Source organism: Parasedimentitalea maritima, from assembly GCF_005771405.1.
Taxonomy (GTDB): Bacteria; Pseudomonadota; Alphaproteobacteria; order Rhodobacterales; family Rhodobacteraceae; genus Parasedimentitalea; species Parasedimentitalea maritima.
Genome location: NZ_VAUA01000011.1, coordinates 122592 through 141077, shown reverse-complemented (window position 1 = coordinate 141077; position 18486 = coordinate 122592). Strand labels below are relative to the sequence as shown.

18 protein-coding genes are annotated in these 18486 nt (G+C 55.6%); 11 read left to right on the top strand and 7 right to left on the bottom strand.

The window, feature by feature from the left end:
- Positions 1-100: 100 nt before the first annotated feature.
- From FEE96_RS19725 to FEE96_RS19715, 3 genes are all read right to left on the bottom strand, one after another.
- Positions 101-574 (bottom strand): GNAT family N-acetyltransferase, encoded by a 474-nt coding sequence (locus tag FEE96_RS19725; protein WP_138164843.1) that lies wholly within the window; start codon positions 572-574, stop codon positions 101-103.
- A gap of 81 nt (positions 575-655) precedes the next feature.
- Positions 656-1435: a Bax inhibitor-1/YccA family protein gene (locus FEE96_RS19720; protein WP_138164842.1), complete on the bottom strand. Its 780-nt coding sequence runs from the start codon at positions 1433-1435 to the stop codon at positions 656-658.
- Positions 1436-1618: 183 nt separating this feature from the next.
- Positions 1619-1828, bottom strand: coding sequence for a DUF1127 domain-containing protein (locus FEE96_RS19715; protein WP_138164841.1), 210 nt, complete (start codon positions 1826-1828; stop codon positions 1619-1621).
- A 127-nt stretch (positions 1829-1955) separates the two neighbouring features.
- On the opposite strand from FEE96_RS19715, the gene FEE96_RS19710 reads away from it, so the two are divergent.
- A complete protein-coding gene (locus tag FEE96_RS19710) occupies positions 1956-2843 on the top strand; it encodes a LysR family transcriptional regulator (RefSeq protein WP_138164840.1) in 888 nt (295 codons plus the stop codon).
- Between the two features lie 117 nt (positions 2844-2960).
- Here the strand turns inward: FEE96_RS19710 and FEE96_RS19705 are convergent, their stop codons facing one another.
- Entirely contained in the window at positions 2961-3932 is a 972-nt protein-coding gene (locus FEE96_RS19705) for an NADPH:quinone oxidoreductase family protein (protein ID WP_138164839.1), read from the bottom strand.
- Positions 3933-4277: 345 nt separating this feature from the next.
- On the opposite strand from FEE96_RS19705, the gene FEE96_RS19700 reads away from it, so the two are divergent.
- The 4 genes from FEE96_RS19700 (at position 4278) to FEE96_RS19685 (ending at position 7387) form a co-directional block, all read left to right on the top strand.
- Positions 4278-4649 carry a helix-turn-helix domain-containing protein gene (locus FEE96_RS19700; RefSeq protein ID WP_138164838.1) on the top strand — a complete coding sequence of 124 codons (372 nt, stop codon included), beginning with the start codon at positions 4278-4280 and terminating at the stop codon, positions 4647-4649.
- 53 nt (positions 4650-4702) lie between these two features.
- Entirely contained in the window at positions 4703-5494 is a 792-nt protein-coding gene (gene hisN, locus FEE96_RS19695) for a histidinol-phosphatase (RefSeq protein ID WP_138164916.1), read from the top strand.
- Positions 5495-5604: 110 nt separating this feature from the next.
- Complete coding sequence (locus FEE96_RS19690) at positions 5605-6942, top strand: 8-oxoguanine deaminase (RefSeq protein WP_138164837.1); 1338 nt, start codon at positions 5605-5607, stop codon at positions 6940-6942.
- A 4-nt stretch (positions 6943-6946) separates the two neighbouring features.
- The gene (locus FEE96_RS19685; RefSeq protein ID WP_138164836.1) at positions 6947-7387 is read left to right on the top strand and encodes a CAP domain-containing protein; all 441 of its coding nucleotides are present in this window, start codon (positions 6947-6949) and stop codon (positions 7385-7387) included.
- A gap of 58 nt (positions 7388-7445) precedes the next feature.
- Here the strand turns inward: FEE96_RS19685 and guaD are convergent, their stop codons facing one another.
- Complete coding sequence (gene guaD / locus FEE96_RS19680) at positions 7446-8735, bottom strand: guanine deaminase (RefSeq protein ID WP_138164835.1); 1290 nt, start codon at positions 8733-8735, stop codon at positions 7446-7448.
- A gap of 134 nt (positions 8736-8869) precedes the next feature.
- On the opposite strand from guaD, the gene mgtE reads away from it, so the two are divergent.
- The 5 genes from mgtE (at position 8870) to FEE96_RS19655 (ending at position 14563) form a co-directional block, all read left to right on the top strand.
- Complete coding sequence (gene mgtE, locus FEE96_RS19675) at positions 8870-10258, top strand: magnesium transporter (RefSeq protein WP_138164834.1); 1389 nt, start codon at positions 8870-8872, stop codon at positions 10256-10258.
- Positions 10255-10824 carry a 5-formyltetrahydrofolate cyclo-ligase gene (locus FEE96_RS19670; protein WP_138164833.1) on the top strand — a complete coding sequence of 190 codons (570 nt, stop codon included), beginning with the start codon at positions 10255-10257 and terminating at the stop codon, positions 10822-10824. Before mgtE ends, FEE96_RS19670 begins: the two co-directional genes overlap by 4 nt.
- Before the next feature lie 201 nt (positions 10825-11025).
- The gene (locus FEE96_RS19665) at positions 11026-11838 is read left to right on the top strand and encodes a TIGR00282 family metallophosphoesterase (protein ID WP_138164832.1); all 813 of its coding nucleotides are present in this window, start codon (positions 11026-11028) and stop codon (positions 11836-11838) included.
- Between the two features lie 85 nt (positions 11839-11923).
- On the top strand, positions 11924-13702 hold the full coding sequence (locus tag FEE96_RS19660) for an SLC13 family permease (RefSeq protein ID WP_138164915.1): 1779 nt from the start codon (positions 11924-11926) through the stop codon (positions 13700-13702).
- 102 nt (positions 13703-13804) lie between these two features.
- Positions 13805-14563, top strand: coding sequence for a YbaY family lipoprotein (locus FEE96_RS19655; RefSeq protein ID WP_212744800.1), 759 nt, complete (start codon positions 13805-13807; stop codon positions 14561-14563).
- A gap of 174 nt (positions 14564-14737) precedes the next feature.
- Here FEE96_RS19655 and FEE96_RS19650 read toward each other — a convergent pair whose 3' ends face one another.
- Positions 14738-16510: an SLC13 family permease gene (locus tag FEE96_RS19650; protein ID WP_138164830.1), complete on the bottom strand. Its 1773-nt coding sequence runs from the start codon at positions 16508-16510 to the stop codon at positions 14738-14740.
- Between the two features lie 41 nt (positions 16511-16551).
- Positions 16552-17502 (bottom strand): glutathione S-transferase family protein, encoded by a 951-nt coding sequence (locus FEE96_RS19645; RefSeq protein WP_138164829.1) that lies wholly within the window; start codon positions 17500-17502, stop codon positions 16552-16554.
- Between the two features lie 177 nt (positions 17503-17679).
- Here FEE96_RS19645 and FEE96_RS19640 point away from each other — a divergent pair, with 177 nt between their 5' ends.
- Positions 17680-18420: a YebC/PmpR family DNA-binding transcriptional regulator gene (locus tag FEE96_RS19640; RefSeq protein ID WP_138164828.1), complete on the top strand. Its 741-nt coding sequence runs from the start codon at positions 17680-17682 to the stop codon at positions 18418-18420.
- The last annotated feature ends 66 nt before the right edge of the window (positions 18421-18486 follow it).

Below are 18486 nucleotides of genomic sequence, written 5' to 3'. Positions count from 1 at the left end.
GTTACATGCTGCCTGCGGTTTTGGCTCTATACGATTGAACGCTCAGGTAGGGATATGACGTTGCGCAGCCAAGGTGTCCGTCCTACCGGGGCAATCAGGGTCAAGCCCGCCACTCCGCCACGGTCAGTACGGGCTCCAGCCCCATGCCTGACATCAAGGCTGCAGAGGCGGCGTTAAAGGGGGCATAGCTGGTGGAAATGACTTTGACATTCTGTGCGCTCACGCGGGTCTTCATCTCACTCATCAGCGCCTTACCCATCCCCATCCGCTGCCAAGCCTCCTGCACCGCAATGTGATGCAGCACAGCCCGTGTTTCAGCGTCACGCACAGGCAGGGCCTCGCGGTGCTCAATCTGGTAGATCAGGTATCCCAGTAAACTGCTCTGAGGGCTTTCTGCACCCAATGCAACCATGCCTTCACCTGCCAACCATTCGCCGAGCCACGACTCGAGTTCGTTTGCACAGGGGGTGGTCGAATGGCGCTTGGGTTGATGGGTTACATGCAGTTCATGCAGGCCCTGCAACAAGGGGACCAAGCGCGCAGCGTCCGAGGCGGGGATATCAATGATCTTCATAACAAAACTCACTTTTTATAAACGCAAAGGGGCGGATCGCTGTGATCCGCCCCTTGCTGAATTTGGTATGTGGTGGTGCGGTTATTCGCGATTACCAAACAGCTGGAGCAGGAACATGAACATGTTGATAAAGTCCAGATAGAGGCTCAGGGCGCCCATGATGGCTGCCTTGCCCAGCATTTCCTGATCGCCGGAATGCGCCAGCTCAAGATAAGTGGTTTTGACTTTCTGCGTGTCATAAGCAGTCAGGCCCGCAAAGATCAGTACACCGATGGCCGAAATCGCGAACATCATCGCGGTCGACTGCATGAACATGTTGACGATCATCGCAACAAACAGACCGATCAGACCCATCATCAGGAAGGTGCCCATCGCGGACAGGTCTTTCTTGGTTGTGTAACCGTACAGTGACAGACCAGCAAAGGCGATCGAGGTGATCAGGAAGACCTGAATGATCGACTGCCCTGTGAACACAAGGAAGATCGAGCTGATCGACAGGCCCATCAGGGTTGCAAAGACATAGAACATTGTCTGCACGCCAGCGGCGGACATACGGTTCATGGCTGCGCCAAAGCCGAAGAAGATGAAGGCCAGAGGAGCAAACATGATGACGTATTTCAACGGCGTCATGTAGAGCGCATTACCAAGCGGTGTCAGGAATTTACCTGCACCAATTTGTGCAGTTGCACCTGTCGGGTCTGAGGTGACAGCCAAGCCTGCAATAGCCCAGGCGGCGATAAACGTGATGAACATGCCAACGGACATTGTGCCGTAGACTTTGTTCATATGGGCGCGAAGGCCCGCATCGATCTCGGCGGTGCGGGCACCGGCAGCGGATCTAATGGTGTCAAATTGTGCCATGTGTCATGGTCTCCGTCTAAAATCTCGTGCATCGCCACTTACGGCTGCGCTCCCGCTAAATATCGGGTGAACGGGGTTTGTTTTCAAGTATTTCGTTGCGGATATTGCATAAAAACGTGAATGGACGGGGCCTATTCGGCATCCCGTCCATTTCTTTACTTTCCAGACTGCGTTGAGCCGAGCTTAACAGCGCCAAGTTTCAGGAGCGTCCCAAAATGTGCGCTTCGCTTCCAGATTGGCTTCGCGCCGGGTCAAACCAATGTCTTCCAGTGCAGTGTCGTTCAGCGCCTTCAGGGCGCGGCGCTGTTTCCAGACTGCCAGACGTGCAGTCAGACCTGCAATCAAAGTGGGGCGGCTCGGTGCGGTGGTGCAGCTGTTTGCGATATAGGTCATTGTTCTTGTCCTTTCCGGCGTTCTTGATGTTTTGCGATCTGCTGATCAATTCTATTGATGTATATGGCGGAGTATGATTGATATTGGAAACGAATGTTTTTGAACTCACCCATCAAGGATTGTGATAATGCGAAATCTCGACATCACCACCCTGCGATCATTCATGGCAGTGGCAGATAACGGCGGTGTGACACGCGCGGCCGGATTCCTGCATTTGACCCAATCTGCCGTGTCGATGCAGTTGAAGCGTCTGGAAGAACTTTTGGGGCTCCAACTGTTGGATCGATCCGGACGCACCATTGCCTTGACCGCCTCAGGGGAACAGTTGCTGGCCTATGCCCGTCGGATGGTCACACTGAATGACGAAGTGATCGGACGGCTGACAGATCAGGTTTATGAAGGCGAGATTATGCTGGGGGTGCCTTATGACATCGTCTACCCAGCGATCCCACAGGTTCTGCAACGGTTCAATGCCGCCTATCCACGGGTACGTGTACAACTTGTAGCCAGCAATACCCGGCAGTTGAAAGAGCAGTTTAGTAAGGGGGATTGCGATCTGATCCTCACCACTGAGAGTACCAGCACCGATGACAGTGAAACGCTGGCCGAGCGTCCGTTACGCTGGATTGGTGCACCGGGTGGGTCAGCCTGGCGACAGCGGCCATTGCCAATGGCGTTTTGTCGATTTTGCACCTTCCGTCCCAAGGCGGTCGAAAGGCTGGAACAATCAGGTATTGCCTGGGATATGGTCGTGGAGACTGAAAGCGACCGAACCATTGAGGTGACGGTTGCAGCCGACCTGGCTGTTCAAACGATGATTGATGGAACTGAGCCACAGCATTTGGTGCAGATCGATCATGGTGGCAGCTTGCCGGAGCTTCCTGTGCAAAAGATCAACCTCTATGGGGCAGAAGCAACCGGGTCACATATTGTGGCAGAGTTGTCGGTCTATCTGCGTCAAGCGTTCAGCAGTGTGACAACGCCTCTGGCGCCTGCCCAATGGCATGCGGCATAAAATCTTGCCAACTGCCCAGCATTTTTGGCACGGCAGTTGGCAGCGATGCCTTTTGCATTGGTGTCTTAAATCAGGAACCGAGGGGGCGAAGATCCTGCCCCTAAGGCTCTTGGCTATTTAGGTAGAATGAACCGGCATTGTGATCACCACCTTGCCGGTGGATTTCCGGCTTCGCAGCAATTCCATACCTTCGGCCACCTGCTCCAACGGCAGGATATGACTAATATGCGGCGTTAGCCGTCCCTGAACATACCATTCAAGCAAAGATGACATCGAAGCGTGGATGATTTCAGGGTGGGACTTCAGATACCCGCCAATGTAAACGCCAATCACCGTCAGGTTCTTGACCAGCAGATGGTTGGCCGGGATCTGTGGTACGTCGCCACTGGCAAAGCCAATGGGCAACAGGCGTCCGCCCGGATTGGTGGCGCGAAAGGCGGCTGTCCACAGATCCCCGCCCACAACGTCATAGACAACATCCGCGCCGCCAAGGGATTTGACCACTTCGCGCAGGTCTTCATCTGCATCGATCAGGTGGTCTGCGCCCGCAGCCTGCGCGACCGCCAGTTTTTCTTTGCCGCGCGCCTGTGCAATCACGCGCGCGCCCATCTGTTTGCCGATCTCAACGGCGGTTAGCCCGGCGCCTCCGGCTGCACCTGTAACGAGCAGGGTTTCATTGGGCTGCAATCTGGCACAGTGATGCAGTGCTACGTGACCAGTACCATATGAAATCTGAAACGCGGCAGCGTCTTCAAAACTCATTTTTTCTGGAATTTTGATCGCGTGCCGGGCGTCGAAAACACCGAACTCAGCCAAACCACCGTGACCGCAAAACACCGCGACCCGGTCACCCAGTGAAAATCCTCGAACCTGCGCTCCCAAAGCAGTGACCACCCCCGATATTTCCATTCCAAGAGTGAACGGCGGCTCCGGTGTGTCCTGATAGGTTGATTTTTGCATTAGTAGATCTGCAAAATTCAACCCACAGGCGAATACCTGGACCTGAATTTGACCTTCCTGTGGAGGAGGGCAGTCAATTTGCACCAAACTGGGTTGGGCATCAAAGGTAGGCATATGATAGGCGTGCATATTAAAAAACCCTGTATTTCCGCTACTAAGCGGATTTTGCCAAATACTGTCAAATGAGAATCAACAATAATCAAGCTCACTATTTCTGGGGAGGAGTGAGGGGGGCAAATTACCCTAGATGCGTGAAAAAAAGACAGGTTAAATCAGTTATTTGGAATAAAGCCACCGGGGACCGGGTGGCGATGGGCTTGAATTCAACCAAGAAGGGCGTACAGTAATGGTGTGGTTGGTTCGGTATGTTAGATGGGGAAGGGCTAGAGGCGGCGTGACGTGAAAATGCGCTTGGTTCTGGTTCGATTTTGGCAGTCCGGACATGAGACCTTTTAACTATAAGAGGAGAGACATATGGCTCATCCCGTTGACGTGCATGTAGGAAAGCGTATCCGCCATCGCCGGTGGCTGACTGGAATGACACAGCAGCAACTGGCTGAACAGGTTGGTATTAAGTTTCAGCAGATCCAGAAGTATGAAACTGGGGCCAATCGGGTTAGCGCCTCACGCCTGTGGGATATTGCTGACTCACTGACTGTTCCGGTTAGCTTTTTCTTTGAAGGCCTGGATGGCGAAGATAAGGCCAGCGACGATAAAACGTCAGTGCCTGCAGACCTGATGGGGGACAAAGAGGCACTCGATCTTGTTCGGTCCTATTATGCCATCCCGGAAAACCAGCGCCGCCGTCTGTTTGAACTGGCGCGTGTGCTAAGTGACGTCGCCTAAATTGACTTACCTTTAGGCTTGCAAAAGATGCGGTTGAGTGGCAACCGATGGGGATGACCTCAACCGCGTTTTCTGATCTCGAGATTGCACATTTGCTGGCGGATGCCGCCCGTAAAGCAATTCTACCTCACTTCCGCAGTTCCGACCTAAGTGCCGAGAACAAGCTGAGTGAAGGTTTCGACCCCGTAACCATTGCCGACCGCGACGCTGAAACTGCTATGCGCGCTGTGCTCTCCAACCATCGTCCTAGTGACGCCATCTGGGGTGAAGAGTTTGGCCAGACCTCCGGAACCTCTGGGCGTACTTGGGTTCTGGACCCAATCGATGGCACCCGTGGTTTTATCAGTGGCACACCAACTTGGGGGGTGCTGATAGCGCTGTCCGATGCGAACGGCCCTTTCTTGGGCATTGTCGATCAACCTTACACAGGCGAGCGGTTCGTCGGATCGCCAGACGTGGCTGAAATGACCGGCCCCCTGGGTTGGAGTCCTCTGCAAACGCGAGCAACCTCAGATCTGGCACAGGCGATCCTGTTCACCACCTTCCCTGAGGTAGGCACAGCTAAAGAACGTGCGTGCTTTGAACGCGTGTCAGCGCAGGTCAAGCTAACCCGCTATGGCATGGATTGTTATGCCTATGCCTTGCTTGCTGCAGGGCAGGTGGATCTGGTGATTGAGGCCGGGCTAAATGCTTATGATATCCAGGGTCCAATAGCGGTGATCCAGGCCGCGGGCGGCATTGTCACCAATTGGCAGGGCGGTCCCGCACATCAGGGCGGACAGGTGTTGGCAGCAGCAAATGCGCAAATACACGCCGCTGCATTAGAACTGCTGAAAGACGCTTGAGCACATCCGGACACTGCGCTAGCTTTGCCAAGCGCCGAGTCCTTTGCCCCTTCTGTCGGCCTATATCACACTTCGCACCGAAGCGGGCCTAAACGAAGTGTGAGGGGCCTATGCCTGAAATTCTGATTCAAAACGCCGATACCATCCTTACGATGGATGACGAGGCACGTGTGTTACAGGGCGCCGACCTGCTGATCCGCGATGGTGTTGTCGCTGCCGTTGGGCAGGGCTTGCAAACGACGGGCGACGTTGTCTCCGGACGCGGCTGCGTTGTAACGCCGGGCTTGGTCAATACCCACCATCACCTGTATCAAAACCTGACTCGCGCGGTGCCCGGAGCGCAGGACGCATTGCTGTTTGGCTGGCTGCAACGGCTTTACCCGATCTGGGGACGTTTTGGCCCGGATGAGATGTTTGTTTCGGCGCAACTGGGACTGGTTGAGCTGGCGTTGTCTGGCTGCACGCTCAGTTCGGATCACCTGTATCTCTATCCAAATGGTTCGCGGCTGGAAGATACCATTCATGCCGCTGCCGAGGTCGGCTTGCGCTTTCAGCCCACCCGGGGCGCCATGAGCATTGGTGAAAGTGATGGTGGCTTGCCACCGGATGCACTGGTCGAGCGGGAAGAGGCCATTTTGAAAGATATGATCCGGGTGGTGGATGCATTCCATGATCCGGCAGAGGGTTCAATGTGCCGGGTAGGGCTGGCACCTTGTTCGCCGTTTTCGGTCAGCCGCGAGCTGATGCGCGATACGGCGTTGTTGGCCCGTGACAAAGGGGTGATGTTGCACACTCACCTGGCTGAGAACGAGGAAGATATCGCCTATTCCGAGGCGCAGTTTGGTTGCCGTCCCGGTCAATACGCCGAAGATCTGGGCTGGACTGGTGATGATGTCTGGCACGCCCATTGTGTAAAACTCGACGTGACCGAAATTGATCTGTTCGCGCGCACCCGTACCGGTGTTTCACATTGCCCCTGTTCCAACTGCCGTCTTGGCAGCGGCATCGCCCCCGTACGGCAGATGCGTGATGCGGGTGTTCCAGTTGGGCTGGGTGTGGATGGGTCGGCCAGCAATGATTCCGCCAATCTGATTGGTGAGGCACGCCAGACCATGTTGCTGCAGCGTGTCGCCAATGGGGCAGATGCGATGAGTGGTTATGAAGCGTTGGAAATTGCAACGCGAGGTGGCGCTGATATCTTGGGGCGTCCTGATTGCGGACGCTTGGCTGCGGGAAAACGTGCTGACATAGCGGTGTGGGATACCACCGGAGTGGCCTCCAGCGGTAGCTGGGATCCAGCTGCGCTGTTGCTTTCGGGACCAACGCAGGTGAAACACCTGTTTGTCGAAGGCCGCCAAATCGTGCGCAGCGGCGAGATCACCACACTGGACCTGCCGAAGTTGCTACAGCGCCACGGTACCCTTGCGCAGAACCTGATGCAGGGATGAAACTATGAAACATGTGTTGGTGCTGACAATTGGCATTTTGCTTTGGGCACTGCCTGTATTTGCGGCAGATGTGGATCGCACCGCCGCGACACGCAGCATCAACACCCTTCGTTCAGATCAAAATGCAGCAGACCTGAAGTATTCCACACAGCTGGAGAAGGCCGCCCAAGCCCACGTTGAGGACATGGTACGCAACGGCTTTTTCTCTCATACAGGTAGCAATGGCTCAACCATCGGGACCCGTTTGACACGCGCCGGGTATGGCTGGTGCGCCGCTGCAGAAAATATCGCGTCGGGTCAGAGATCTTTGGCTCAGGTCATGGACAGCTGGACCAAATCGCGTGGTCACCGAAAAAATATGCTAAACACCCAAGTCAGTGAATTTGCGCTTGCGCGCGGCACAGGCCATATTTGGGTGATGGTGCTGGCCCGACCGGGTTGCTGAACATCGGCTGCGCCTGAATTTTTCATGCGCAGCCGATCGAACTGTCTTTTGATGAGGCCTAGCTGGCCTGCTTGCCAGCAATCCAGACCTCGGCGATCGCGCGGTCATCGCCCATCATGATCGTTGGAAAAATGGCTTCCCACAGATCGCTGGCACGGTCTGAACGTTGGGAGATCGCTGGGGTCGAGGCCAGATCCAGTACCACCAGATCTGCCTCCATGCCGACAGCGATATTGCCAACCTTATCGTCCATCCGCAGCGATGCGGCGGACCCTTGGGTCGCCAACCACATCAATTGCGCTGCGTGCAATGGAGTGCCGCGCAGCTGGCCAATCTCATAGGCCGCCGCCATGGTGCGCAACATCGAAAATGATGACCCGCCGCCAGTGTCGGTGGCCAGTCCAATTCGGTGGCCTTCGGCCATCAGGCCTGCCATGTCAAACAGGCCGGACCCGATGAAGGTATTTGAGGTCGGGCAATGGATCAGCGAGGCGCCATGTTCGCGCAGGCGGTCGCGTTCACGGTCTTCCAGATAGATCGCATGACCGTACAGGCCACGCGCGCCCAGCAGGCCAAACTCCTCATAGGTGTCCAAGTAGTCGCGGGCTTGAGGGAAAAGGGATTTGACCCATTCGATCTCGTCGGTTTGCTCGCTCAGGTGGGTCTGCATCAGACAATCGGTGTGTTCGGCCCAAAGCGCCCCCATAGCCTGTAGCTGTTCTGGAGTAGAGGTCGGCGAGAACCGCGGGGTGATGGCATAAGACAGACGGTCAACCCCATGCCACTTTTGCAGCAGGGCTTTACTGTCGTCATAGCCTGTCTGTGCCGTGTCACGCAGCCCTTCGGGAGCGTTGCGATCCATGCAGGTCTTGCCCGCTACAATCCGCTGACCACGCGCCTGTGCAGCGGTGAAAATTGCATCAACGCTTTCGGGATGGATGGTGCAGAAACTGCAAACCGTGGTGGTGCCATTGGCAACTGTCAGGTCAAGATAACGGTTGGCGATCTCATCCGCATAGGCGCGGTCGCCAAACCGCATCTCTTCCGGGAAGGTGTAAGAGTTCAGCCAATCGATCAGCCGCTTACCCCAGCTGGCGATCATCGCGGTTTGCGGATAGTGGACATGGGCATCCACAAAGCCTGCCGTAATCAGTTTATCACTGTGATCCACCACTTTTGATGTGGGCTGCAAGGTGCGCATGTCTTCCAATGTTCCAGTGCCCGTGATTTTGCCATCCCGGAGCGCCACAGCCTCAGTCACCTTAGCGGCGTCCTGTGGTGCGCCTTCGCCAAAGGGAGAGCGATCAAAGGCCAGAACTTGCCCTTTCAGGATAATTTCTGCGGTCATGATACCCGTCCTTTTGTTGCCAAACTGCGTTCTGCAGGATAGCGGCCGCCGCAGTTGCAGTAAATTATGCCATTGTCATTGTTTTCTGGTAGCTGCTTCTTCTAGTTTGCAATGAATCAAGCGGAGGTCAGCCCATGAGCACAGGCAGCGATCAGGACAGCGGCGATCTGCACCGCGACGATGCCTATGAGCTGGACCGCAAGGCCGTTGCGGCAATCCTTTATGCAGTTGACGTGCAGGACAAGGACCAGCTGACCCAGCTGATGGAGCCCCTGCACGCGGCTGACATCGCTGACCTGCTTGAACAGATCAACGCCCATGACCGTGCCCTGCTGATCCAACTCTATGGCCGCGAATTCGACGGCGAGATCCTGACCGAGCTGGAAGAATCCGTTCGCGAAGAAGTGTTGCCGATCCTCAACCCGCAGGTTCTGGCCGAAGCGGTGCGCGATCTGGAAACAGACGATGTGGTGGATCTGGTCGAAGATCTGGAAGAACCGCAACAAGAAGCCATCCTCGAGGTGCTGGAAGACGTTGATCGGGTTGCGGTTGAACAGTCGCTGTCCTACCCGGAAAATTCCGCAGGGCGTCTGATGCAGCGCGAAGTTGTGATGGCACCTGAGCACTGGAATGTCGGCAAGACAATCGACTTCTTGCGTGAAACCGATGATCTGCCAGAGCAGTTCTATCATGTGGTGTTGATTGATCCGCGCATGAAGCCGATCGGAAATGTGACGCTAGGCAAATTGATGGGCGCGCGCCGCGAGGTGCCGCTGGTCGACTTGCAGGAAGAAGTGTTTCAGATCATTCCTGCAGATCAGGACGAAGAAGACGTCGCATATGCCTTCAACCAGTACCACTTGATTTCGGCACCAGTGGTAGACGCCAATGATCGGCTGGTGGGCGTCATCACTATTGACGACGCCATGGTGGTTTTGGACGAAGAACATGAAGAAGACATTCTGCGCCTCGCCGGGGTAGGGGAAAGCGCGCTGTCTGACAGTGTAGGTGAGACCTCGAAAAAAAGGCTGCCCTGGCTGGGCGTGAACCTGTTTACCGCTATCTGTGCTTCGCTGGTGATTTCGCAGTTTGAGGCCACGATTTCGGAATTGGTGTCACTGGCCATCTTGATGCCCATTGTGGCTTCGATGGGGGGCAATGCCGGAACCCAATCGCTCACTGTGGCGGTGCGGGCACTGGCAACCAAGGATTTGACAGGATCAAACGTCTGGCGGGTGATCCGGCGCGAGCTGATGGTCGGGCTGTTGAACGGACTGTGTTTTGCGACTGTTCTGGGTGTGGTTGGAATGCTTTGGTTTGAGTCTGCAATGTTGGGGGGCGTGATCGGTACGGCCCTGGTGTTTAACATGATTATTGCCGGTTTTGCGGGAACGGTGGTGCCGGTGACACTGGACAAGATGGGTATTGACCCGGCACTGGCCTCTGGCACTTTTGTAACCACCACAACGGATGTTATGGGATTCTTTATTTTCCTGGGACTGGCTTCAAAGGTATTGCTATGACGAATGCAGATCTCGCCGCGATCAAAGATCAAGCGCGCAAGGCGGCCTTTGCACGCCGTAAGGTAGCCTATGGGATGCATAAACCGGGGGTGGCAGGGCATTTGTCGGAGGTGCTGGCGGGATATCGTGGTGTATCGTTATCTGGTTACATGCCAATCCGGACCGAAATTGACCCTCTCCCGGCGATGGCGGAAGCCAGTGCACACGGAGCTGTCGGGGTACCTGTGATTCAAGGGGCAGGTCTGCCCTTGAAGTTTAGTCGCTGGATACCCGATGTGCCGCTGCGTGATGGTCCGTTTGGTGCAAAGGTTCCGGAAGTGGACGACTTTTTCGACCCCGAAATCCTGATTGTACCGCTGGTTGCATTTGATGCTCAGGGTGGGCGCCTTGGCTATGGTGGCGGGTTTTATGATCGTACGCTGGAAGGTCTGCGGGCAAAACGGTCGACGCTTGCCATTGGCTTTGCCTTTGATGCGCAAGAGGCCGAGGCATTGCCGCTGGAACCAACAGATCAGCCGCTGGATATGGTGATTACCGAAAGCCGGGTGCTGCAGTTCTCTCGCTGAACGAGGCTCTCCCGCCCGTCGTTGTCCTCCTGTCGGAGGCCCGCCTTGCGGTGGGCCGAGCGCCACGCAGATGCGTGGCGCAACAAAAGGGCAAAGGTTCCCTTTGAAAACTAGGGAAACAAAGCAACAAAAAGTAGCGATTTAAGGACGAAGATTGTAAGGGGTTGTCCTTGCCCCCCGCGACAGCCTAAGGACTGGTTTATGAGAATTCTGTTTTTAGGCGATGTGATGGGCCGCGCTGGGCGCAAGGCTGTCACCGAAAACCTGCCTCGTCTGCGTGACGAATGGCGGCTCGATTTTGTTGTAGTCAATGGTGAAAACACCAGCAACGGCATGGGCCTCAGTAGCGAACACGCCAAGCTCTTGCTGGACGCTGGCATTGATTGCCTGACATTGGGTGACCATGCCTTTGATCAAAAGGACATGCTGCAGTTCATCGAGAAAGAGCCGCGCATCATCCGGCCTTTGAACTATGCCAAAGGTGCACCGGGCAAAGGCTACCGGTTGTTTAATGCACCGGGGGGGCGCAAGGTTCTGGTACTGCAGGCCTTGGGGCAGGTGTTTATGAAACGCGCCTTTGATGATCCGTTTTCAGCTGTTGAGAATGTGCTCAAGGCACATCCTCGTGGCGGATTGGCGCAGGCAGTGATCGTGGATATGCACTGCGAAGCCACATCCGAGAAAATGGCGATGGGCCATTTCTGCAATGGCAAGGCATCCTTGGTGGTCGGGACCCATACCCATGTGCCAACTGGCGACGCACAGATCCTTGAAGGTGGCACTGGCTATCTGACCGACGCGGGGATGTGTGGTGATTACAACTCGGTGATTGGCATGGAGAAAACTGAACCCATGCGCCGTTTTATTACTGGTATGCCGAAAAGTCGTTTTACCCCGGCAACCGGAGAAGCTACCCTTTCAGGTGTCTTCATCAATACTGATGATCGCACCGGCGCCGCCAAAGAGATCCGCATGATCCGGATCGGTGGTTTACTGCAGCAATCGACACCTTGATTTGAGATTTCCTGCCCGTGGCGGAGCTTGCAGCTGATGCCAAAGGGAGGCAGGATATGACATATTTATGACAGCGGGCGGTGTGATGGAATTTCTGGCTTTTTCTGAAACCGGCAGTGCGGTTGTGACGCTTGTTGTTGTCGCAGTGATGTTCATCCTGTTCATGCGCGAGTCTTACCCAGCCGAAGTGGTTGCGATTGGCGGTGCTGCTGCAATGCTTTCTCTTGGGGTGTTGCCCTATGATGAAGCCTTACATGTGCTGTCTAATCCGGCGCCCTGGACCATTGTGGCCATGTTTATCGTCATGGGGGCCCTGGTGCGTACCGGTGCGCTTGAATGGTTCACCCAACTGGCCGAAGCGCAGGCGGATGCGCGTCCGGCTGTGGCCATTGGCGCTCTGATGCTCTTTGTGGTGGTGGCCTCTGCCTTTGTGAACAACACCCCCGTGGTGGTAGTGATGATCCCGGTGTTTGTGCAGCTGTCCCGCAAACTTAATATTTCTGCCAGCAAAATGCTGATCCCGCTAAGTTATGCCGCTATTTTGGGCGGCACTTTGACACTGATCGGCACCTCGACCAACCTGTTGGTTGACGGCGTTGCACGGGCGCAGGGGCTCAGACCCTTTACGATCTTTGAGATCACACCCCTGGCTGTGATTCTGGTGATCTGGGGCGCGATCTACTTACGTTACGTAGCACCGCATCTACTGCCTGACCGGTCCAGCATGGCCACCATGTTGTCGGGCAAACATAAGATGAAATTCTTTACCGAGGCTGTAATCCCACCGGAAAGCAACCTGATTGGCCGTGAAGTCACCGGGGTACAATTGTTCAAACGCGCTGGCGTGCGCTTGGTCGATGTGATCCGTGGCGATGCCTCGTTGCGGCGCGAGCTGCAGGGGGTAGAGTTACAGGTTGGCGACCGGGTGGTGCTGCGTACCCAGATGACCGAATTGCTCAGCCTGCAGCGTAACAAAGAGCTAAAGCGGGTTGATCAGGTATCGGCTGTTGAAACCTCGACCGTTGAGGTGCTGATCACGCCGGGGTGCCGCATGGTCGGTCGCTCGCTGGGCGCTATGCGTCTGCGTCGTCGTTACGGGGTTTATGTGCTGGCTGTGCACCGACGCAATCAGAATATCGGCCAGCAGCTGGACGACCTGGTCGTGCGAGTTGGTGATACCCTGCTCCTTGAAGGCTCATCCGAAGACATTCAGCGATTGGCCGCTGATATGGACATGGTTGATGTGACCAAACCATCGGCGCGCGCTTTTCGCCGCAGCCATGCGCCTATTGCGATTGGTGCGATTGCTGGCATCGTGATCCTAGCTGCCTTTGGCGTTGCTCCTATCTTGTTACTGGCGGTGCTGGCGATGGCAACAGTGTTCCTGACCCGTTGCATCGACAGTGACGAGGCCTTTTCGTTTATTGATGGCCGCTTGCTGGCTTTGATTTTTGCAATGTTGGCGGTGGCAACGGCGCTTGAAACATCGGGTGCGATTGATCTGATTGTGCACGCCATGGCGCCACTGATAGGCGACCTGCCGCCCTTTTTCATTGTCTGGGCAATCTATTTGCTGACCTCTGTCCTGTCCGAACTGATCAACCATGCGGTGGCGGTGGTGTTGACACCAGTGGCGATTGGCTTGGCTCTCTCGCTTGGAGTTGATCCGCGGCCACTGGTGATTGCAGTGATGGTCGCCGCCAGCGCAACCTTTGCCACGCCGATCAGCTATCAGACCAATATGATGGTCTATGGCCCCGGTGGCTATCGGTTCACCGATTTTATGCGGGTGGGTATTCCTCTGAACCTGACCGTTGGATTGCTGGCCTCTGCTCTGATCCCAGTGTTCTGGCCACTGAACTAGGATTTGCGCGGCGTATTTTTGCTGATCTGGTTGAAGGGGCGGTGAAATCTCTGAATCAATCCTTAGATGTCTTTGGAACAAGTTTCCGATGAGGCACAGAAAATGGATTTCAAAACAGGTTTTATGACTTTGGTCGTTGCGGCCTCAACCGCAATTGCAGGTGCTTCAATGGCCAAGGCAGGTACAGTCGAGGGTAGCGTCACCTATCTGCAGCGTATTGCGGTACCAGAGGGGGCCAAGCTGCTGGTTGAACTTCGCGATGTTTCGCTGGCGGATGCACCTTCGACATTACTGACCGCGCAGGAACATGATCTGATCGGCGTTCCAATGGAGTACACGTTGAACTTTTCAGACAGTGAGATCGACGAGCGCAACACTTATTCGGTTTCTGCCCGGATCACATTGGATGGAAAACTGCTGTTTATCAGCGATACCTCTTATCCAGTCCTGACCCGTGGGGCCGGCGACACTGCGGATTTGATTGTCAAACCCGTCGCTGCCAGCGCAGCGGTGCAGGGGGATTTACAGATGGACAATACCCAATGGACTTTGGTTGAGTTGAACGGTGCGCTTGTGGACAAGGGACGCGACCCCGGGTTGAGTTTTTCCGAAGGCGGACAGTTTTCCGCTTCAGGTGGGTGTAACCGGTTTATCGGGCAGGCGGATCTGCAGGGGACCGAGGTCAGTTTCCCTGACAATATGGCGGGAACCATGATGGCCTGTGTGCCGAGGGTGGACGAGCAGGAGCAAGAGTTTTTAGCGGCACTAGCCAACGTCACTCAACTCGAACGACAGGGGCCTTTGCTAAAAATGCTGGCCGATGATGGGACAGTGTTGATGGGTTTGAAGCTATCACACTAGAGCGTATCAGCTTGATACAAGTCTAGATCTGCCAATTTGGCCAGGCTGTCAGGCCGGGCCATGCCAGACCTTCCCCAAGGAAGGCACTGCCCTGACTATTCTGCTCATCTACAATCAGTGCCCATTTTTCTATGGCAATGGAACGGAAACTCGAATTTCTGATGAGCGTCGCACCTACATCGGCCAAAACACCAGTATTGCCGGGATTGAGGTAGCTACGATCAACACCTCCAGCGGCAGGCCAATGCGCCAATAGTCGCCAAACTGATACCCCCCGGGCCCCAGTATCAGTGTGTTGTTCTTATGCCCGATCGGGGTGAGAAAGGCCGCCGAGGCCGCTACGGCCACGGCCATCAGAAACGGATCAGCTGAGACTTGCAAGCTGTTGGCCATCTGGATGCCAACCGGGGCAGCGACAATGGTGGTCGCTGTATTGTTCAACACGTCCGACAGCGTCATGGTGACCACCATCAACACGGTTAGAATAGCCCAGGCGGGAAGACCCTGTGTTAGCGAAAGCAGCGCATCAGCAATCAGCGAGGTCCCGCCCGAACTTTCCAAGGCAGACCCCAGCGGGATCATCGACCCTAGCAAGACCACCACTGGCCATTCAATATGGTCATAGATTTCTGCCACTGGCAGGATCTTGGTCAAGACATAGCCCACGACAACCAATCCAAGCGCCACTGGTAGATACAGTAATCCAAAGGACGCTGCCATCACCGCAGCCGCAAACATGCCAATCGCCAACCAGGTCTTGTCATTGGCGGTGACAGCCAGCCCACGGGTGGCCAAAGGCAGGCATCCCAGCCAGTCGGTCACGTCTGCGGCCCGGTCGCGTGGACAGAGCAATAGCAGAATGTCGCCAGCTTCAATTTCAGTTTGGCGGATATGTTTGGTCAGCTGGCGACCTTGACGCGACAGCCCCATCAACACCGTGCTTTGCCGCCAGGCCAACCCCATCGACTGTGCCGAGCGGCCAGCGATGCGGGCGGTTTCGGGCACTACCACCTCAATAACTTCCAGGCCTTCGCCGTCTGCTGTTAGTTTTTCCTGACGGGCTTGGTCCGAAAAATCCAATGAGAGCGCAGTGCGAAATTCGTCCAGTGCTTCGGGTGTTGCCTCTAGCAGTATTGCGTCGCCGGCCTGCAACAAAGATCCGGCTGCCAGGCCATAGCGGCGACGACCGTCACGGATCAGGCCCAGTATGGCAACATCGGCCTTCTCGGCCTCATCGTTCAAATCCCGCAAGAGTTTGCCGATATGGGGCGAGCCTTCAGGCACGGTTAGTTCGGCGATATACTGCGCCAGCTGCGATTCAGATGATCCGGCGTCGTCGCGGGTGGGGACTAGTCGCCATCCAACAAGCGCTACAAAGGCCAGTCCGGCAAGAGCCGCAATGCCTCCAACCGGGGCAAAGTCAAACATGCCAAAAGGCTCCCCCTGTGTTTCGGCGCGGATTGAGGCAATGATGATGTTTGGAGGCGTACCGATCAGGGTGACCATGCCACCTAAAATGGTGGCAAAGGACAGGGGCATCAGGCTAAGGCCCGGCGCACGGCCTGCCTTGCGCGCCGTCTGAATATCAACCGGCATTAGCAGGGCCAATGCCGCCACGTTGTTCATAAAGGCTGACAACACGGCCCCAATGCCGCCCATAAGGGCAATGTGACTGCCCAGTCCGCGTGTGGCGTCTACCAGTGTGCGGGTGATCAAAAACACCGCGCCAGATCGCACCAATCCAGCTGAGACGACCAACACCAATGCCACTACTAGCGTGGCGGGATGGCCAAAGCCTGAAAACGCATCTTGGGTGGGCACCACGCCCAAGACAACACCTGCCATCAGCGCGGCAAAGGCGACCAGATCATATCGGTAGCGCCCCCAAACCAGCAGGGAAAAAACAGCAGCAAAAAGCGAAAACAGTATGATTTGATCTAATGTCATAAGCGCAACCTAGGCGTTTGGCATCACCTTTGCCAGCGCGATCAGCGATGCAGAGACAGCTGTCTTTGGCTTGGTGCGGTCCAATCCACCTCTGGTCCCATTGGGACTATGCCCAGTGGATTGCGCAATTCGGACTGGGAAAAATAGCCCTGTTTGTAGATCTCTTGCCAGACCGTTGCTGCGACACCGGGCAGGGCATAGAACGCTCGGGCATAGTCCCACAAGTTTGGGTAGTCCGAGAGTTTGCGGATATTGCACTTGAACGCATAGTGGTAGGCCACGTCAAACCGGGCCAATGTTGGGAACAGGCGCAGGTCTGCCTCGGTGACATGATCTCCAGCTAAACAAGTCTGGCGCCCCAAATGGTCTTCGATCTGATCCAGCGTCTCAAATAACTCCAATACGGCGGAGTTATAGGCTTGCTGTTTACGGGCAAACCCCGCGCGATAGACACCATTGTTTACACGGGAGTGGATCAGCGTATTCCAGCGGTCAATGTCGTCGCGGCGTTCACTGGGGTAAAGGAGCTGTGCAGGATCAAACTCCGTCGCCAACATCCGCACGATGTCGGCGCTTTCGTTGGATACGATTTGGCTGGTTTTACGGTCCCACAGAACCGGGACAGTTAGTCGCCCGGTATAGGCTGGGGTCTGGCGTGCGTAAACCTGATGTAGGGCAGTCGCGCCTAACTCAGCATCGCTAAACTCACCCGATGTATCAAACACCCAACCCTCAGCCGTTCGCCGCGGCATGGCATAAGACGCTGAAATTATTCCGTCCAACCCCAACAAGGCACGGGCGAGCAGCGTTCGGTGTGCCCAAGGGCAATTCCAGGCCACAAACAGATGATACCGATCGGACTCGGGGGGGAACAGGCCATCTTGGGTGACCCAGTTGCGGAGTGTACTGGCCGCGCGCTCATAGGCTCCCTGCAGATAGGACTGTGGTGCCGGGTCATCAATGTGAAAGGTGCCGTCGATCATCACAGCCATGGGATTTCCTTTGTTTGCTGTGATCAAGCTATCCACTTCTCAGCATGGTAAAACTCGCGCAGATGCGCGTGCGCCCTGCATTCACGCACAACACGCCTCGTGGTCTTGCCCTCCACCCCTGCTGTGGCTTATAGAACCGGCCAAACCTATGGTGATAGATACAGACGGAGAGCAGACATGGCAGGCCACTCAAAATGGGCAAACATCCAGCACCGCAAGGGGCGTCAGGATGGCATCCGGTCCAAATTGTTTTCCAAGCTGTCCAAGGAAATCACCGTAGCCGCCAAAATGGGCGACCCGGATCCGGATAAAAACCCGCGTCTGCGGATGGCGGTAAAAGAAGCCAAATCGCAGTCTGTGCCTAAAGACGTTATTGATCGCGCGATCAAGAAATCGGTTGCGGGTGAAGGGGACGAATACGAAGAAATCCGCTATGAGGGCTATGGCCCCAATGGCGTGGCGGTGATCGTCGAGGCCATGACCGATAACCGCAATCGCACCGCTTCCACCGTGCGCTCGACCTTTTCTAAAAACGGCGGCAATCTCGGCGAAACCGGTTCGGTTGGCTTCATGTTCGACCGTAAAGGCGAAGTGACCTATCCGGTTGCCGTCGGCGATGCGGATACCGTGTTCGAAGCTGCCATCGAAGCGGGTGCCGAAGATGTTGAAAGCTCGGATGAGGGCCACATCATCTATTGCGAAGACACCGATCTGAATGACGTGTCAAACGCGCTGGAAACAGCCCTGGGCGAATCCGAAAGCACTAAACTGGTGTGGAAACCAACCACCACCACCGAGATGGATCTGGTGGCGATGGAAAAACTGATGAAGCTGGTGGATGCTTTGGAAGATGACGACGATATTCAGCGCGTCACTACCAACTTTGAGGCCTCTGATGAGGTTATGGCGCAGCTCTAAAAGCTGACCTGAATTAGCGTTTTGAAAGCCCCCAAATTGGGGGCTTTTTTATTGAGACTAGGACTG

Excerpts from the sequence above, each read along its gene's own strand:
- FEE96_RS19725 (WP_138164843.1), bottom strand. The coding sequence starts at position 574 with ATGAAGATCATTGATATCCCCGCCTCGGACGCTGCGCGCTTGGTCCCC.
- FEE96_RS19720 (WP_138164842.1), bottom strand. The coding sequence starts at position 1,435 with ATGGCACAATTTGACACCATTAGATCCGCTGCCGGTGCCCGCACCGCC.
- FEE96_RS19715 (WP_138164841.1), bottom strand. The coding sequence starts at position 1,828 with ATGACCTATATCGCAAACAGCTGCACCACCGCACCGAGCCGCCCCACT.
- FEE96_RS19710 (WP_138164840.1), top strand. The coding sequence starts at position 1,956 with ATGCGAAATCTCGACATCACCACCCTGCGATCATTCATGGCAGTGGCA.
- FEE96_RS19705 (WP_138164839.1), bottom strand. The coding sequence starts at position 3,932 with ATGCACGCCTATCATATGCCTACCTTTGATGCCCAACCCAGTTTGGTG.
- FEE96_RS19700 (WP_138164838.1), top strand. The coding sequence starts at position 4,278 with ATGGCTCATCCCGTTGACGTGCATGTAGGAAAGCGTATCCGCCATCGC.
- hisN (WP_138164916.1), top strand. The coding sequence starts at position 4,703 with ATGACCTCAACCGCGTTTTCTGATCTCGAGATTGCACATTTGCTGGCG.
- FEE96_RS19690 (WP_138164837.1), top strand. The coding sequence starts at position 5,605 with ATGCCTGAAATTCTGATTCAAAACGCCGATACCATCCTTACGATGGAT.
- FEE96_RS19685 (WP_138164836.1), top strand. The coding sequence starts at position 6,947 with ATGAAACATGTGTTGGTGCTGACAATTGGCATTTTGCTTTGGGCACTG.
- guaD (WP_138164835.1), bottom strand. The coding sequence starts at position 8,735 with ATGACCGCAGAAATTATCCTGAAAGGGCAAGTTCTGGCCTTTGATCGC.
- mgtE (WP_138164834.1), top strand. The coding sequence starts at position 8,870 with ATGAGCACAGGCAGCGATCAGGACAGCGGCGATCTGCACCGCGACGAT.
- FEE96_RS19670 (WP_138164833.1), top strand. The coding sequence starts at position 10,255 with ATGACGAATGCAGATCTCGCCGCGATCAAAGATCAAGCGCGCAAGGCG.
- FEE96_RS19665 (WP_138164832.1), top strand. The coding sequence starts at position 11,026 with ATGAGAATTCTGTTTTTAGGCGATGTGATGGGCCGCGCTGGGCGCAAG.
- FEE96_RS19660 (WP_138164915.1), top strand. The coding sequence starts at position 11,924 with ATGGAATTTCTGGCTTTTTCTGAAACCGGCAGTGCGGTTGTGACGCTT.
- FEE96_RS19655 (WP_212744800.1), top strand. The coding sequence starts at position 13,805 with ATGGATTTCAAAACAGGTTTTATGACTTTGGTCGTTGCGGCCTCAACC.
- FEE96_RS19650 (WP_138164830.1), bottom strand. The coding sequence starts at position 16,510 with ATGACATTAGATCAAATCATACTGTTTTCGCTTTTTGCTGCTGTTTTT.
- FEE96_RS19645 (WP_138164829.1), bottom strand. The coding sequence starts at position 17,502 with ATGGCTGTGATGATCGACGGCACCTTTCACATTGATGACCCGGCACCA.
- FEE96_RS19640 (WP_138164828.1), top strand. The coding sequence starts at position 17,680 with ATGGCAGGCCACTCAAAATGGGCAAACATCCAGCACCGCAAGGGGCGT.